This is a genomic window from Absicoccus porci, from assembly GCF_003725415.1.
GTDB lineage: Bacteria > Bacillota_I > Bacilli_A > Erysipelotrichales > Erysipelotrichaceae > Absicoccus > Absicoccus porci.
Genome location: NZ_RJQC01000003.1, coordinates 151,133 through 168,313 on the forward strand (window position 1 = coordinate 151,133; position 17,181 = coordinate 168,313).

The following is a 17,181-nucleotide window of genomic DNA, read 5'->3' on the forward strand; positions in this document are numbered from 1 at the left end:
AGGCTTAAAGGAGGATATTTTAATTATGCCTATTATTACAGATGTTTATGCTCGCGAAGTATTAGACTCTCGTGGTAACCCAACTGTTGAAGTTGAAGTGACTACTGAATCTGGCGCTTATGGTCGTGCTATGGTTCCAAGTGGTGCAAGTACTGGTGAAAGAGAAGCATTGGAGCTTCGTGATGGAGATAAAACTCGTTTTGGAGGAAAAGGAACTACTAAAGCTGTTGCGAATGTAAACGAAAAAATTGCGCCAGCTGTAATTGGTTTGGATTGCCGTGATCAAAACTTTGTTGACCAAACAATGATTGATTTGGATGGTACCCCAACAAAATCTAATTTAGGTGCAAACGCAATCTTAGGTGTATCAATGGCTACTGCTCTTGCAGCTGCTGATTTCTACGGAATGCCTTTGTATAACTACTTTGGTGGATTCAACGGAAATACATTGCCAGTGCCAATGATGAATGTCATCAATGGTGGTTCTCATGCTGACTCTACAGTAGATTTCCAAGAATTTATGTTGATGCCTGTTGGTGCAAAATCAATTAAAGAAGCCGTTCGTATGGGTGCTGAAACTTTCCATGAATTGAAGAAAGTATTGAAGAGCAAAGGATACAATACAAACGTTGGTGATGAAGGTGGATTCGCTCCAAGCTGTAAAGATGGAAACGAAGAACCATTGGAATTGTTAGTAGAAGCTATGAAAGCTGCTGGTTATGAACCAGGTACAGATATGTGCATCGCTATGGATGTCGCTTCTAGTGAATTCCATAACCATGAAACAGGTTTGTATGAATTGAAGAAATCTGGTCAAGGAAACAAGACTGCTGATGAAATGATCGATATGTATGAAGCATGGTTGAAGAAATACCCAATCATCTCTATCGAAGATGGATTAGGAGAACGTGACTGGGATGGATGGAAACGTTTAACAGATCGTCTTGGTGACAAGGTTCAATTAGTTGGTGATGACTTGTTCGTTACTAACCCTAAAATCTTACAAGAAGGTATCGAAAAGGGTATTGCGAATGCCATTTTGATCAAGGTTAACCAAATTGGTACTTTGACTGAAACTTTCGACGCTATCGAATTAGCTAAGAAACATAATTATACTTGCATCGTTTCTCACCGTTCTGGAGAAACAGAAGATACAACAATTGCTGATATCGCAGTTGGTTTGAATGCTGGTCAAATCAAGACTGGTTCTATGTCTCGTACAGACCGTATCGCTAAGTATAACCGTTTAATGCGTATCGAAGATGAATTGAATCAACGCGGAAATGCGCATGTTGCTAAATACTTGGGAAAGAAAGCTTTCTATAACCTTTATAAGTAATGATGAAGTAGGCCTCTCATGAGGCCTATTTTTTTTGAAAATAATTGTTGCAATTCATTTTTTCTCATGCTATTATATGTAGGCGCTAACGAGTAGCGTTCTGACCTAGATTTTTGGAGAAGTACTCAAGTGGTTGAAGAGGTGCCCCTGCTAAGGGTATAGGTCGGGAAACTGGCGCGAGAGTTCAAATCTCTCCTTCTCCGCCATTTTAAAAAATGAATATTGGTCCAGTGGTGTAGTGGTTTAACATGCCTCCCTGTCACGGAGGAGATCGTGGGTTCGAGTCCCATCTGGACCGCCAATCTGATGCAGATGTAGTTCAATGGTAGAACACAGCCTTGCCAAGGCTGATACGGGGGTTCAATTCCCCTCATCTGCTCCATTTTATTGGTCCAGTGGTGTAGTGGTTTAACATGCCTCCCTGTCACGGAGGAGATCGTGGGTTCGAGTCCCATCTGGACCGCCATTATAAATGAAACGATGCTTGCATCGTTTTTTTTTATGATTTGACAAGAATCTACACAAAATTGGTGTTGTGTATTATCGTACATATCAATTATAGTGACCTTGACCCTGTTTCTTTGGCTGATATGAATGTTGAAAAAGTAATCACTAAAGAACTGGGTCTTTCTTGATTCAAGAATCTCTCTGTTCTTAAAATTGAACATCATAAAAGGCATATAAGGGAGAATCACGGGAAAAACGCACGTTGAATAATGTTTTTCCTTTCCTCTATATGACAAAGTAAGACAAACCATCCAACGATAACATATATAGAACACAGTCGTAGGATCTACTTGAAAATATTTGTGCGGATCTTAAAATTGCATTTATGGATACCTCCATTCACAGAATCGGATAAAACCATTCTAACAATGGAGGTCTTTTCAATTTCTAATTTAAGATGGAAATTGAGTAAGAATCTATTTTTGCCCAAAAAAAGAAGATACTATTTTAGTACCTTCGTATATGTTTTTTCTAATTTCTTTTTTTCTTTCTTTGTCATCTTACGCTTTGTCGCATCATGCCCCTTCACTGTTCCTTCATGACCGGCAACGGCTTTGCTTTTTTTACATGAATGACCAATGGCACATAAAGCCAAAGTTTATTATCTTCATCTTTATTTTTTGACATATATTTAGGAATATATTTTGTCAATTCCACCCGTTGATCATCCGAATAAAGCAGGTTCTTATCCTCATCACGAACTTTTACATAGTAGACAGTGGTATTCTTTTTATCTGCTACTTTTTTTAATATAGGTCTAGCTTCTTTACACCATGGACAAGAATCAAATCCAAAAAAGAGGATTCCACTTTTTTTCTCCTTAAAATAGGAAAGTGCTTCATCCATTGATATTTCTACAAATCCTTCGGTGGTTTTGGTTTCCGTATCTTCACATTCAGCAGTAGGATCACAGGCATTGACAGTGTCATTGGCATAAATGGTCGTTGGTAGGCTTAAAGCAACAATCAGTGCTAAGCATAAGGCTAATTTCGTTTTCATGGAAATATTGTAGCATAAAGCATAAAAAAAAGCTCCCATAGGGGAGCTTACATTCACATTGGGGCGGCTGACGCGATTCGAACGCGCGCATCACGGAGCCACAATCCGCTGTGTTAACCGCTTCACCACAACCGCCATGTGCTTATATATAATAACAAAACTAGAAAAATGTGTAAACCCCTTTTTTTGTTATTTATTATTTTTACTCGTATTAGAGTATATGAAAGTCAAAGATATGAATGAGGCAGAGCGACCTCGAGAAAAAGCATTGCGATTTGGTTTGAAATCGTTGACCGATGAAGAATTGTTGGCATTGATGTTACAGAGCGGGAATAAAAAACGTTCGGTATTTGCGATTGCGAAGGAGGTATTGGAAGTGTCGAACCACTTATCGAATTTGTTTGATTTATCACCCAATCGATTGATGCAAATTCAAGGTATTCGTGAAGTCAAAGCGTTACAACTTTTAGCAAGCATTGAATTGTGTTCGCGTGCTGCAAAAGCCCGTGCATATTCCCATGTGATTGCTGTTCCAAATGATATCGTGCAATGGTTTAAATTGGAATATGCCTATGAGAAACAAGAACATTTTGTGGCGGTTTATTTAGATACAAAAGGAAAAATCATTTCCCATCATTTATTGTTTAAAGGAACGTTGAATGAGAGTTGCGTACATCCTCGTGATATTTTCAAAGAGGCATTCTTAGAAAATGCTTGTTCGGTATTGTGTATTCATAATCATCCTTCCGGAGATCCACAACCAAGTGAAGCGGATATTTGTTGTACAAAACAAATCAAAGAAGTAGCACAAGTGATGGGTATTCATTTTTTAGATCATATTATTGTGGGTAAAGAAGGTTGGTATTCCTTCCGACAAAGCCAATATCTGGATTGAAAGGAAAATGGAATCTTTGTATAATAGGTTTTAGATTTGAGGGATCATTATGCGAAGACTAAATCATCTACAACGAGTATTAGCGATATTGATCGTCATTGTTCTTGGTATCGGAACATGCATGATTGGTTTAAGACAACAAGCTTTATCGAACATGGGATACAGTGCTTGGACATATATTCAATATGGATTGATTGAATATCCAATCACATCGTTAGCGAATGTTTTTAATGATGTTGCTAACCTCTGGCATCAACAAGATGATAATGAATATTTAAAACAAGAACTAGCAGAACAAAAAAGCTATAAAACGTTATATGAAGAAGAATCAAATAAAAATGAAGAATTAGAAAAGCTACTGGATGTAAAAAATTCAAATAGCAGTATGAAAATGATTAGTTGTTCCGTCATTCGTCGTTCAAGTGAGACATGGAATCAAAGTATCACTATTTCAGCGGGAAGTTCACAAGGTGTAAAAGTCGGTATGCTGGTGCAAAGCAGTGAAGGTATGATTGGTTTAGTCACAAAGACGCAGGTCAATACAAGTACGGTTGAACTATTGACCAGTGAGAACTTGGTGAATGATATTGCGGTAAAGATTTCTTTACAAGATGGATCCACAGTTGAAGGTGTCATTCAATCGTATGATCCAGATCGTAATGAGTATTCTATGTCACTTTTCAACAATGATGCAACCGTAACCAGTGGACAAGCCGTCGCAACAAGCGGACAAGGTGGCAATTATCCAAGTGGCATTTTTGTGGGTACAGTAACAGAAGTCGAACGTGATGATTCATCGATTATTTCTACGGTCTATGTGAAACCGGTATCTAATATGCAAAGCTTTAAATATGTGATGGTTGTTGGAAACGGGGATGCATCATGAAATTGCGTACACTCTTCGTATTTTTGTTGATCATGGCTCTTCTTGATACTTTGATCGTTTATATTTGGCCGCCTGATTTTACTTTTCAAGCCATATCATGTGTTCCACATCTTTGTTTTATGGCTTTATTGTTATTGGTATATAAACGAAACTGGATTGATCGTGTATTAATGGGAATATTATGTGGACTCATTTATGATTATTTCTTTTTATCCACTTTTCCTTTATCTACGATTTTATTTCCAGCTGCCTGCTTTGGATTGGGATGGCTCATTGAAAAAGTAAGTGATGATGTACGATGGTTGTCATTAGGAACGATGGGTTGTGTGATCTTGTTAGATATTCTTCCTTTTATCGTTTCAAAGCTTTTTGGTCAAGTTACCGTTTCTTTTAGCCGATGGTTTGTTCATGTTGAATTATTGACCATTGTCTTCCATTGTGCTGCTTTATTGGCTCTTTACTATATCATTGATGTTATGGATCGCATTTCTACACGACATTCAAATCAGAAAAATGCGATGGAAAAAAAGAATTATCGTCGAATTCGTTCTTTCGGGAAGTGAGTCATGGCTCATTTCCTTTTTGCGTGTTAGAATGAATAAATAGAAGTTGGTGACAATATGAAAAAACTCTTATTATTGGATGGCAATTCAATGCTTTTCCGTGCCTATTATGCAACGATGTATCGTCATTCGATGCAAACTTCAAATGGCATTCCAACCAATGCTGTTTATGGATTTATCATGATGTTGCAAAAAGCATTGGATACGATTCAGCCCGATGCATTATTAGTTGCTTGGGATGCGGATTCGCAAACTTTTCGAAAACAAGAATATGAACCATATAAAGGAACAAGAAAACCATTGGATGATGAATTAAAAGTTCAATTTCCAATCGTTCGAGAATTCTTGGATGCAGCCGGTATCAAACGATATGAGATTCATGGATATGAGGCCGATGATATTATCGGTTCGATGGCAAAACAATGTGAAACCAATGCGAATACAACCATCCTAACTAGTGATCGGGATTTATTACAACTGATCGATTCATCCACAAAAGTCTTGTTGATGCAAAAAGGCATTACCGAAATGAAGGTGGTTGATAACGAAAGTTTCTCCGAAATGTATGATGGTTTATCACCCATTCAGATCATTGATCTAAAAGGCCTAATGGGCGATACAGCCGATAATATTCCGGGTGTAAAAGGTGTCGGTGAAAAAACGGCTATTCGTTTGTTAAAAGCACATCCAAGTGTAGAAGAAGTGTATACACATATCGATGAAGTCAAAGGAAAATTAAAGGAAAAACTAGAAAAGGATAAAGAAAATGCCTTTTTATCCAAACATTTGGCAACGATTTACCGCGATATGGAACTGCCATTTGGACTGGAAGCTTGTGATTTTCATGGATTGAATGAAGCTGTAAATGATTTCTATACGAAATATGAAATGCATTCTTTTACCCAAACAAAGAAAGCCGAAACTAAAAAAGAAGTGTCCTGTAAAAAGATAGCGACTTGGAATATTCAAAGTGATTTCTTATTACCCATCTGTTCACCTGATCCATATGTAAATCAAGAACTATATGGGTTTATTGGCTTGCAAGACAATACCGTTTATTATATTTCCAAAACGGATGCATGCCAGGATTTGGCTTTTCAAACCAGTTTAATGGATGATAACTATATGACTTGGGATGCCAAAATGATGATGCATCTCTTATCTAGAAATGGATTTGAACCTTGTCTTTTTAAAGAAGATCTTCATGTAGCTAGCTTTTTACTTCATTCACAAGCAACCAATGAAGATGCTGTTTTAGAAGCTATGCATATTCTCTTGCCAGAATCGATTCATGATTTGAGTAAAAAGAATAAGGAAAAGACCAATGAAGAACGTTCACTCGCTGTGATGCGTACGTTGATCGTGGCCTTAGAAGAAAAATATAATCAAGTATTCGATCAACTCAAGAAAGAAGAATTATTCGATTTATATGAAACGATTGAAAAACCATTGATTCCGATTCTTTTCCAAATGGAAAAAGAAGGTATCCATATCGATCGAAAGATTTTAACCGATATGGGTGTATCCATTGCTGAAAAGATGAATCAGATTTCTACGGCTATTTATACATTGGCGGGAAAAGAGTTCAACATCAATTCACCGAAACAATTAGCGGGGATTTTGTATGATGATTTAGGTTTGAAACATCCAGGCAAGAAGCGTTCGACTTCAGCCGATGTGTTGGAAAAGATCAAAAATCAACATGAAATCATTCCTAAGTTATTGGAATATCGAAAAGTGGCCAAAATAAAGAGTACATATATCGATGGCTTGCAGAAACATATTCAACCGGATGAAAAGATCCATACCACTTTTAATCAAACTATGACACAAACCGGTCGACTATCAAGTAGTGATCCAAACCTGCAAAATATCAGTGTACGAGATGATCAAGGAAAAGAAATTCGAAAAGCATTTACGGCACCAAAGGGAACCGTTCTTTTGTCAGCCGATTATTCACAAATCGAATTGCGTATGTTAGCACATATGGCACAAGAACCACATATGATCGAAGCTTTTAAAGAAGATCAAGATATTCATACACGAACTGCAACTTTAATTTTCAATTGTAAACCAGAAGAAGTAACACCAGAACGTCGTCGTACCGCAAAAACAGTCAATTTTGGGATCGTTTATGGACAAACGGATTATGGCCTTTCACAACAATTGAATATCACAAGAGTGGAAGCCAAAGAATTTATGAATGCTTATTTTTCAAATTATTCTCATATTCATCAATATATGAATGGATTGATTGATTTCTGTAAAGAACACGGCTATGTGGAAACGATGTTTCATCGCCGACGGGATATTCCGGAAATCAACGATAAGAATTTTATGACACGTGAATTTGGAAAACGAGCAGCCATGAATGCACCAATTCAAGGCAGTGCGGCCGATCTAATCAAGATTGCAATGATCAAAGTGGATCAAGCTATGAAAAAGGCACAAGTACGATCAAAAATGCTTCTGCAAATTCATGATGAATTGATCTTTGAAGTGCCAGAAGAAGAACTGGAAATGATGAAACAATTAGTGAAAGAAACCATGGAACATGCTTTGGAATTATCGGTTCCATTGAAAGCTTCATTGGCTTATGGACCGACATGGTATGAGGCAAAATAATGCCGGAAGGTCCTGAAGTACAAGTTGTTGTGTCAACGTTAGAACGACAACTTCAAGATTGCATGATCAATAACGTCGATGTTTTTTATGATAAGTTGATCGCATATCCTAGTGTGGATTCATTTTGTCAACAAATACAAGGTCAAACGTTCCATACATTTTCCCGAATTGGAAAATATCTTTTATTTACATTGGATACTTCGATTTTAGTTGTTCATTTACGGATGGAAGGACGCTTTTACATTTATGACCAACAACCTCCTGTTAGTAAACATATTCATTCGATATGGCATATGAAAGATGGACGAAATGTTTGTTATCACGACACACGAAAGTTTGGTCGAATGTGGCTCTATCCCAAGACGGAAGAAATCACAAAATTACCTGCTTTAAAAAATGTTGGATATGATTTTACGGATCCTCGTGCTGATGCGATGTATTTCTATCAACAGATTCATTCTGCACATCGACCTTTAAAAATGGCCCTTTTGGATCAATCCATCATTGCGGGGATTGGTAATATCTATGCGGATGAAATTTGTTTTGCGACTCGGTTAGATCCAAGAAGTCGTTGCAATCGGATATCAAAAAAAGATTGTGCAAATATCATTATTCAAATGCGAAAGATCTTATCGGAAGCCATTGCTTGTGGTGGGACGACCATTCGTGATTATACGTCCAGTTTAGGTGTTTCTGGACGATTTCAAATTCATTTACAAGTCCATGCAAGAAAAGGGGAACCTTGTCCTGTATGTGGCCATACAATTGAGAAAATTACAGTTGGACAAAGGGGAACGTATTTATGTCGATATTGTCAAAAAAGAAAATAATTGGATTGACTGGTTCCATGGGGGCCGGAAAGTCTCAGGTTTCAAAATACGTAGCGAAGCGATATCCAGTGTTAGATTGTGATCAAGTCAATGCACATCTTTTGGAAAAAGGACAAAAGGGATATCAAGCTTTGGTTAAGAAGGCGTTGGTTCCATTGGATGAGAAGGGAAATATTGATAAGGTTCAAATGGCCCAACAAATGTTTCAAGTGGCAGATCGAAAACAACGGATTGAAGATTTGTTGCATCCATTGATTTTAAATGAAATGCAAACATGGGCACAAGCCCAAACAGCTTCATTGGTTTTCATGGAAGTGCCTTTATTGTTTGAAAGTCATGTGGAATCGATGTTTGATTCGATTTGGTGTGTTGTAACCAATCAAGATATTGCACTGGATCGCCTTCAAAAATATCGGCACTTTACGGCATCGCAAGCACAAGCTCGCTTAGCTTATCAGATGGATCCCGAAGTAAAGATTCGGAAAAGTGATGTGGTTATTTATAATAATGCGGGTTTAGATGGTTTGTATGCACAAGTGCAAAAAGCATTAGAAAGGGAGGAAAGCTGTGTCGGATTGTAAGATCATCTTATGTAGTCCCTGGACAGAAGAATCTTTAATAGACTTGTATTTATTGTATTTGCCCTTGATGGATCATGAAGCCATTGGTCTGTATCAAGTATTGCGAATTATGGCGGAAGTTTCTTGCTCACAAGAAGAGTTGGTGCAAGCGAGCGGTCTATCGTCATCTCGTTTTGTACAGGCACGAAAGAATTTAGAACAGTTTCATCTATTGAAGACATATCATGATATACAATCGCAAAGCTGGCTCTATCATATCTATGCACCGTTGAATGCCCAAGCTTTTTTAATTCATGATACATACAGTCGTTTATTTCTACAAACGGTCGGAGACCAACGTTTTGATCAAATTAAGACACGATTGACAAAAGATGTACAAGTGCCATCAACGATGAAGGAAATCAGTGAACCTTGTCATGTTGAGAAGTTGGATCGTTGGAGCGAGGAAGATGAAAAAACGTATCATGATCATCGCCCGGATTTGGTACGCGCATCGTATGATTTTGATTTTGATACTTTTCTACAAGGAATGGATCAGATTTTTCCGATGCGATTGCGTACCGAAAAGAATTTGACGCGGATTGCCCAATTGGCAACGATTCATGGCATCGATGCGAAAGTGATGAAACGATATGTGATGCGAGCAATCAATCCCAATACACATGTATTTGATTTTGAAAAATTAAAAGCCCAAGTCTATCATAATAAGACGAAAGTGGAAGCATTGAAAGATCCATATTCAATGGCGCCTGTAGCTTTTATGCAACGTATGCAAAAAGGCGTTCCGGTGGCATCTAGTGATCGCATGGTGATTGAAAGGATCATGAACAACTATCATTTTTCTAATGAAGTGATGAATGTGTTGATTGAATATACGTTAAAAACTTCCAATCAAAAATTTCCTCGGAGTTATGTCGAGAAGGTGGCAGCAAGTTGGGTTCGTTTAGGCATTGATTCAAAGGAAAAAGCATTGGCACAAATACAAGCACCGACAACTGCATCGTCTAAGCTATCGTATCCTTCTTGGTATTCACAGGTGCAACAAGAAGAAGCCAGTGATGAATTGAAAGAAGAAATACTTCAGATGCAGAAAGAATTGGAAGGAGATTCGCATGTCTGATATTGAACTAATCAAGAAACAACCGATAATTCGTCGCTTCTTGGATGTCCATCATTTGGATGACTCGTTTATCCAAGAAAATATTATTGAGATGCTTACATGGCAAGAATCTTTAAAAAAATGTGAGGGGTGTTTGGGATTATCCTATTGTCGTCAACCTTTAAAAGGCCATCGATATCAGTTGTCATTCACGGAAGATGGATTGAGTGAATCGTATGGTATGTGCTCTTATATGCGAGAGCAAGAAAAGATGCTGGCGCACGTAAAAAATTTTCGCTATACCCATATGAGTACGGATGATTATTTGATTGATCTCAAAACATTGACTCAAGGAATGACTTCAAAACAGTATTTAGAAGCTTATGCAAAAGTCGTACGATCCTTATCCGCAAAAAAGGGAATCTATTTATGTGGACAGGCAGGTGTAGGTAAGAGCTATTTATTAAAAGGTGTAGCCAATCATTTTGCCAAACAAGGAAAGACCGTTTGTTTTGTAAAGGTGCCAGTTTGGATTGCGGAGTGTCGGGATTCCATGAAGGATACACAATGGCGACAAATGAACATGGCACAGTTGCGATGGGCCGATGTGGTGATTTTTGATGATATTGGTGCGGAATATATTTCGCCTTGGACATTGAATGAAATTGTTTTTCCCATTTTAGATGTGCGTATGGAACAAAAGAAAAAAACATATTTCACTTCGAATTATCAATGGCCTGAATTGGAGAGTCGATATGCAGCTTGTCAAAAAGAAGGTCGAGTGGCTGCCAATCGAATTTTAGAGCGCATTCGCGCATTATCGGATGTAGTTTTGTTAATGGGGACATCCCTAAGATAAGCCTTTTCAAATAGATGAATTGGTAGTAGAATATAGCCGTAAGATGTAATTAACAAGGAGGAAAAAAAATGTTAGTATCTGCTACAGACATGATCAACAAAGCCCATGAAGGACATTATGCGATTGGCGCTTTTAACATCAACAACATGGAATGGATCAAAGCTATCCTTTTAGGATGCGAAGCTAAAAAAGCTCCAGTTATGTTAGGTGTTTCTGAAGGTGCTGGTAAGTACATGTGTGGATTCGACAATGTTGTCGGCATGGTTAAACACATTCATGATAACTTGGGTATTACTGTTCCCGTTGCTTTACACTTAGATCATGGATCATATGAAGGAGCTAAGGCTTGTATCGAAGCTGGATTTACTTCAGTTATGTTCGACGGAAGTCATTATGATTTCGAAGAAAATGAAGCAAAATCAAAAGAAATCATCGCTTTAGCACATTCAAAAGGTATTTCTGTTGAGTGTGAAGTTGGTGGTATCGGTGGTACCGAAGATGGTGTCACTTCTGCTGGTGAATTAGCTGATCCAGAAGAATGTGCTAAAATCGCAGGTTTAGGAGTTGACTTCTTAGCTGCTGGTATCGGTAACATTCATGGTAAATATCCTGCTGATTGGGCTGGATTGAACTTTGATCGTTTGGCTGAAATCCAAAAGGCTACAAATGGTAAACCATTAGTATTACATGGTGGATCTGGTATTCCACGTGAACAAGTACAAAAAGCCATTACTTTAGGTGTTTCTAAAGTAAACGTTAATACAGAATGTCAATTGGTATTTGCGGATGCAACTCGTAAATATATTGAAGCTGGAAAAGACTTAGAAGGTAAAGGTTACGACCCTCGTAAGTTGTTAAAACCTGGTACTGATGCAGTTCAAGCATTGGTTGAAGACATGGTTGAAAACTTCTTCGGTTGTGCTGGAAAAGCTGAATAATTGATTTGAATTGGAGTGGTTCGAGAGAACCACTCTTTTTTTTTTGAGACGTTCATGATAGAATCTTATGGAATGAAAAAGCAGGGGAGGAAAATCAATGGAAAAAGTAATTAAGATTGAAGGGGGACATCGTCTTTCGGGTACAGTGACGATCAGTGGTTCTAAAAATGCTACAGTTGCCTTGATTCCTGCATGTGTTTTAGCCAATCAACCTGTTACGATCTATGGTGTGCCTAATATCTCGGATGTTCGTTCTTTAATGGTTCTACTTCAAGAATTGAATGTGGATGTAAAAGAAGTGGAACCAGGTACTTTATATATTGATCCAAGAAATATGAAAAATATTCCTATGGTTTCAGAAGCTGTGACCAAATTGCGGGCTAGTTATTATTTTATGGGTGCTTTACTTGGTAAATTTGGTCATGCCGAAATTCGTATGCCTGGTGGATGTTATTTAGGACCACGACCTATTGATCTTCATTTAAAGGGGTTTGAAGCTCTAGGTGCACAAATCGACTACGAGAATGGATGTTATATTTTGCATGCGGATGAATTGGTGGGAACTAACATTTTCTTGGATATTTCCAGTGTTGGTGCCACAATCAATATTATGATGGCTGCCGTTTATGCAAAAGGACGAACCATCATTGAAAATGCAGCTCGTGAACCAGAAATCATTGATATTGCGACGCTATTAAATAAAATGGGTGCTCGTATTCATGGTATGGGTACATCGACCATCACGATTGATGGTGTACAAGATTTACAAGGTTGCAGTCATGAAATTATTCCAGATCGTATCGAAGCGGCTACCTATATTATTATTGGTGCTGCTGTTGGTGATGACATGCGTGTTGAAAATGTCATTCCACAACATTTAGATGCGATCATTATGAAATTAAAAGAAATTGGTATAAAAATGGAAGTGGGTTCTGATTTTATTCATATTTTTGGTCAACATGATCAATTAAAACCAACGGAAATTTTAACAAAGCCATATCCTGGTTTTGCGACCGATGTACAACAACCATTTTCTGTTTTATTGACTCAAGCGCATGGACAGTCAACGGTTACGGAAACAATCTATACAGAGCGTTTTAAACATTGCGATGAATTGCGCAAAATGGGTGCAGATATTGATGTTCGTATTCCGAGTGCATTTATTCATGGAAAAACATCTCTGTATGGTACACGGGTCAAAGCAACGGATCTTAGATGTGGTGCGGCACTTGTTGTAGCTGGCTTAATGGCACAAGGTGTAACAGAAATTCATGATATTTATCATATTGATCGTGGATATGATGATTTGGATGGTAAATTGAAAAAGCTTGGTGCTAAGCTTTGGCGTGAAGAAGTTGAAGATTAAGATGGATACTAGGGTCCATCTTTTTTATTAGTGTGCTAAAATATAAGTATGATACGAATGGCTTTTTTAACACGCGAACAAGAAACCAAAGATGTTGTGTTTGCTTTATCCAAATTATTAAATGATCAAGATTGGGGTTTCCGTCATTATTATAAAGCGAGCCGATTAGCGAAAGCATGTGAATCGGTTGATTTTCAAGTGTTTGTTTTTGATGAAATGTTCAAAACAGCACGTATTGAAAGTGTTTTTGTTCATGATCATCCGCAGGCGTTATTTTTTTATCTTTGCGAAGATGCAACAAAGACAAAGGGAAATGATCAAAGAGAGCGTATTCGATATATTCAAAAAGATCGAATTGACACAGATTTAATGGATATGAAAGATTGGTTGTTGTCTTCTTTACATCAGGGAGACATTTATGATTTTTCATATGGAGGCGTTCGTGTCAATTTACCTTATGAAGACATCTATTATTTGGAAAAAATTGATAAAATGGTTTATTTTCATACCAAAAAAGGCGTATTCCATAAACGTGTCAATATTTCTGAATTAGAAAAAGAATTCGAACCCTATGGATTTTTACGCGTTCATGTTTCTTATATTGTCAATCAAAAATACATTACTTCTTGGTTTAATGATATGGTGGAATTAAAGGATTCTATTCAAATTCCTGTTTCTCGTTCACAACATCGTAAGATCCGAGCCAAGCAGCGAGAAACAAAAACAAATCATGCCATATAATCAATCAAGTTATCCATGATGAATCGTAGTTTTGGATAAACTCGTTATAATAAAAATAGAAAAAGGGGATTCACTAGAGAGCGGTGAGAAGATGAAAAGATATTGAAGTTAAAGCGTAGCTTTAACGAAAAGCGAAACTATGGAGAGAAGGCTCCAAAGGATAAGCTGAGTAATCAGAAAAAACTTCCGTTCGCATATGTTCACGAAGGATGTAAGTGAGTTTGGAAAGGCATGTGATTCGTTATCACAAAGAAACATCTGTATGAGGGCATATGATCATCTTCATTGTATGTGCAAAATACCAATAATTTCTATACGTATCATTGAGCAAATACAATTGATTGGAAGATGATGTGTTTATACAATTGAATCATAAAGGTAGGTTTTGTATCCTACCTTTTTTATCGTGTGATTCATGTCAATTGTGTGATAAAATAGAAAAGACAATAAAGGAGACCTATACTATGAAACTGTTAGCCTCAAATTATGATGGAACATTGTGTTATGGAAAACACGTAATGGAAGAGGATAGCCAGGCAATCAGACAATGGCAAGCAAATGGAAATTTATTTACAATCGTAACGGGACGTGCAAAAGAATCGTTGGATAAGTACTTAAAAAAAGATGGATTGTATCCAGATTATATTGTAACCAATAATGGTAGTGTGATTTTTGATAAAGATGGCAATGAAATTGAAAGTAATTTTTTAGATTATATAACAGCTTTGGATGTAATGTATATTGCGAAACAAACCGATGGGGTGGTTAGTTATGTGGTTAATGATGGTAGACATCGTCATCGTATTATTGTAAATCCAAATATTCAAGATGTTCGTTATCCACATATGAAACCAGATTTAACCGAAGAAGAAGTCATGGATAAACAAGGTGGGTATTCTCAAATTGTTCTTTCTATGTCAAATCCAGATATGGCAAGTGCATTAGCAGAAGAATTAAATATTTTCTTTTCTGAGAATATTACGGCTTATGCCAATAATTATTGTGTGGATGTGGTTCCAAAGGGAATTTCAAAAGGGACAGGTCTGGAATTTGTAACAAATTATTTGGATTTAGATGTAGATGATGTTTATGCGATTGGCAACTTAGAAAAAGATATACCAATGTTGGAATTTGCAGGAAACTCGTATGCATTTTTTACAGCTTTCGAAGAAATTAAAGCCGTATGTGATCATGAAGTGATGTCCATTGCCGAAATGATCAAAGACATTGAAACAGAATAATACAATACATTAAGGGGGAATACGATTTGAATGCTGCGATAGATGATATCACATTGATCATTCGTTTGGTCTTAGATATTCTAGCGGTATGGGCATTGATATATTTAGGTTTACGATTATTTCGAAATAATTCACGTACTGTACAGATTTTAAAAGGAATCTTAGTTATTCTAGTTATTAAAGGTATATCTGTAATGCTTGGGCTTCATGCTTTTAGTCATATCATGGATATATTCTTGCAGTGGGGTGTATTGGCTTTGATCATTGTGTTTCAACCAGAAATACGTGGGATGTTGGAACGATTGGGAAAGACGTCGGCTATGCACTTAACGAATGTGACGACGGAAGAAACCATTTCAATGATCAATGAAATTGTCGATGCTTGTGAACAAATGTCAAAATCAAAGACAGGGGCTTTGATTACGATCCAACAAATCCAGGAATTAACCGATTATATCAATACAGGAATTCGTATGGATTCGGTTGTATCGAGTGAATTATTAGGAACGATTTTCCAATATGGAACACCTATGCATGATGGGGCTGTCATCATTCAAGGAAATAAAATTGCTTGTGCAGCTGCTTATTTTCCACCAACCAGTAGAGATTTGCCAAGTAAATATGGTGCTCGGCATCGTGCGGCTGTAGGAATCAGTGAAATTACGGACTCGATCACGATCGTGGTAAGTGAGGAAACAGGAGCTATTTCTCTTGCGGTCAACGGTCAATTGACACAATATCCAGTGGAAGGATTGCGTCGATATTTGTTGAATGTATTGGTTCCAAAAGAACCGGAATTATCGGATTCGCAATTGTTGCGTCGAACTGCGCATTCTTTGATCACACGGAATAAAACAGGATCGGAAAAAGAAAAGAAAAAGAAAGTCGATGAACGAATTCAGCCGATTGAGATTGTCGATTTTTATAATACAGACCACGGAGGTAAAACAAAATGATAGATAATAATTCTCAACCTCCTATGGGTAAATTGCATTTGATTTATCGAATTGTACGATTGATATTCTCAAAATTAAGTAAAATGGTGGATCATATCATTTATTCAAAGACGTGGGCTGCTTTGGTTTCTTTGGTAGCCGCTGTTATTATTTGTGTTTCTATTAATTATGATGTGATTGGTACCCAATTATTTAATGATCAATCAACCACGGTACAAATAAATAGTGTAGAAGTGGATACATTATATGATTCAGAAAAATATGATCTAACGGGCGTACCGAGCACCGTTACGGTGATGTTGACAGGTAAGGCTGCGGATATCCAAGTATTCCGTGCCAAAGGTGAGGTCAAAGTGATTTGTGATTTGCGAAAAAATCAAGAAGGGGATTCGGTCGTTCAATTGGAAGTGGATAATCTTCCTTCCGAATTGGATGCGAAAATAGAACCAGCTACCGTAACGGCTCATTTGGCAGAGCGGGTATCAAAGCGTTTTTCGGTTTCAGCGGAATTATATGCTTCCAATTCTTCCAAATGGAATACGCCTACTTTGGATACAAATAGTGTAACGATTTCAGGTACAGAGGAACAAATAGATACCATTCGTTCCGTGAAAGCTATCATTGATGCATCGAATCAAACGGGTGATTTTGAGACGAATGCAACTTTGGTTGCTTATGATTCGAAAGGCGAGACAGTAGATGTTCAAATTGAACCGTCAACCGTTAAAGCAGAAGTTAGCTTAAAGAATGAATAGA

16 protein-coding genes and 5 tRNA genes are annotated in these 17,181 nt (G+C 37.4%); 19 read left to right on the top strand and 2 right to left on the bottom strand.

The features are described 5' to 3' along the window. Window positions 1-25 precede the first annotated feature (25 nt). The 5 genes from eno to EDX97_RS08825 all read left to right on the top strand — a co-directional run bounded on the left by eno (window position 26) and on the right by EDX97_RS08825 (window position 1,805). A complete protein-coding gene (gene eno / locus EDX97_RS08805) occupies window positions 26-1,339 on the top strand; it encodes a phosphopyruvate hydratase (protein ID WP_128520798.1) in 1,314 nt (437 codons plus the stop codon). Window positions 1,340-1,454: 115 nt separating this feature from the next. Further along, window positions 1,455-1,545: transfer RNA gene (locus tag EDX97_RS08810), tRNA-Ser, on the top strand. An 18-nt stretch (window positions 1,546-1,563) separates the two neighbouring features. Next, a tRNA-Asp gene (locus EDX97_RS08815) sits at window positions 1,564-1,640 on the top strand. 7 nt (window positions 1,641-1,647) lie between these two features. Beyond that, window positions 1,648-1,721: transfer RNA gene (locus EDX97_RS08820), tRNA-Gly, on the top strand. Between the two features lie 7 nt (window positions 1,722-1,728). Then, a tRNA-Asp gene (locus EDX97_RS08825) sits at window positions 1,729-1,805 on the top strand. A 566-nt stretch (window positions 1,806-2,371) separates the two neighbouring features. On the opposite strand, the gene traF is transcribed toward EDX97_RS08825, so the two are convergent. After that, complete coding sequence (gene traF, locus EDX97_RS08830; RefSeq protein WP_128520799.1) at window positions 2,372-2,845, bottom strand: conjugal transfer protein TraF; 474 nt, start codon at window positions 2,843-2,845, stop codon at window positions 2,372-2,374. Window positions 2,846-2,904: 59 nt separating this feature from the next. Further along, window positions 2,905-2,980 (bottom strand) — tRNA-His (locus EDX97_RS08835). A gap of 85 nt (window positions 2,981-3,065) precedes the next feature. Between EDX97_RS08835 and radC the strand changes: the two genes are divergently transcribed. From radC to EDX97_RS08905, 14 genes are all read left to right on the top strand, one after another. Then, window positions 3,066-3,740, top strand: coding sequence for a RadC family protein (gene radC, locus EDX97_RS08840; RefSeq protein WP_173446190.1), 675 nt, complete (start codon window positions 3,066-3,068; stop codon window positions 3,738-3,740). Window positions 3,741-3,789: 49 nt separating this feature from the next. Then, a complete protein-coding gene (gene mreC, locus EDX97_RS08845) occupies window positions 3,790-4,626 on the top strand; it encodes a rod shape-determining protein MreC (RefSeq protein WP_128520801.1) in 837 nt (278 codons plus the stop codon). Further along, a complete protein-coding gene (locus EDX97_RS08850) occupies window positions 4,623-5,189 on the top strand; it encodes a hypothetical protein (protein ID WP_128520802.1) in 567 nt (188 codons plus the stop codon). Before mreC ends, EDX97_RS08850 begins: the two co-directional genes overlap by 4 nt. A 57-nt stretch (window positions 5,190-5,246) precedes the next feature. Next, window positions 5,247-7,814 (top strand): DNA polymerase I, encoded by a 2,568-nt coding sequence (gene polA, locus EDX97_RS08855; RefSeq protein ID WP_128520803.1) that lies wholly within the window; start codon window positions 5,247-5,249, stop codon window positions 7,812-7,814. Beyond that, on the top strand, window positions 7,814-8,644 hold the full coding sequence (mutM, locus tag EDX97_RS08860) for a bifunctional DNA-formamidopyrimidine glycosylase/DNA-(apurinic or apyrimidinic site) lyase (RefSeq protein WP_128520804.1): 831 nt from the start codon (window positions 7,814-7,816) through the stop codon (window positions 8,642-8,644). Before polA ends, mutM begins: the two co-directional genes overlap by 1 nt. Continuing rightward, complete coding sequence (gene coaE, locus EDX97_RS08865; RefSeq protein ID WP_128520805.1) at window positions 8,617-9,225, top strand: dephospho-CoA kinase; 609 nt, start codon at window positions 8,617-8,619, stop codon at window positions 9,223-9,225. Before mutM ends, coaE begins: the two co-directional genes overlap by 28 nt. Then, window positions 9,212-10,345, top strand: coding sequence for a DnaD domain protein (locus EDX97_RS08870; RefSeq protein WP_128520806.1), 1,134 nt, complete (start codon window positions 9,212-9,214; stop codon window positions 10,343-10,345). The genes coaE and EDX97_RS08870 overlap by 14 nt, the downstream gene beginning before the upstream one ends. After that, the gene (locus EDX97_RS08875; protein WP_128520807.1) at window positions 10,338-11,183 is read left to right on the top strand and encodes an ATP-binding protein; all 846 of its coding nucleotides are present in this window, start codon (window positions 10,338-10,340) and stop codon (window positions 11,181-11,183) included. The genes EDX97_RS08870 and EDX97_RS08875 overlap by 8 nt, the downstream gene beginning before the upstream one ends. Window positions 11,184-11,251: 68 nt before the next feature. Then, window positions 11,252-12,121 carry a class II fructose-1,6-bisphosphate aldolase gene (fba, locus tag EDX97_RS08880; RefSeq protein ID WP_128520808.1) on the top strand — a complete coding sequence of 290 codons (870 nt, stop codon included), beginning with the start codon at window positions 11,252-11,254 and terminating at the stop codon, window positions 12,119-12,121. A 97-nt stretch (window positions 12,122-12,218) separates the two neighbouring features. After that, window positions 12,219-13,487 (top strand): UDP-N-acetylglucosamine 1-carboxyvinyltransferase, encoded by a 1,269-nt coding sequence (locus EDX97_RS08885; RefSeq protein ID WP_128520809.1) that lies wholly within the window; start codon window positions 12,219-12,221, stop codon window positions 13,485-13,487. Between the two features lie 48 nt (window positions 13,488-13,535). Next, the gene (locus EDX97_RS08890; RefSeq protein ID WP_128520810.1) at window positions 13,536-14,228 is read left to right on the top strand and encodes a LytR/AlgR family response regulator transcription factor; all 693 of its coding nucleotides are present in this window, start codon (window positions 13,536-13,538) and stop codon (window positions 14,226-14,228) included. A 464-nt stretch (window positions 14,229-14,692) separates the two neighbouring features. Continuing rightward, a complete protein-coding gene (locus EDX97_RS08895; RefSeq protein WP_128520811.1) occupies window positions 14,693-15,469 on the top strand; it encodes an HAD-IIB family hydrolase in 777 nt (258 codons plus the stop codon). Window positions 15,470-15,495: 26 nt separating this feature from the next. After that, window positions 15,496-16,425 (top strand): diadenylate cyclase CdaA, encoded by a 930-nt coding sequence (gene cdaA, locus EDX97_RS08900; protein ID WP_128520812.1) that lies wholly within the window; start codon window positions 15,496-15,498, stop codon window positions 16,423-16,425. After that, entirely contained in the window at window positions 16,422-17,180 is a 759-nt protein-coding gene (locus EDX97_RS08905) for a CdaR family protein (RefSeq protein ID WP_128520813.1), read from the top strand. Before cdaA ends, EDX97_RS08905 begins: the two co-directional genes overlap by 4 nt. Window position 17,181: the final 1 nt, after the last annotated feature.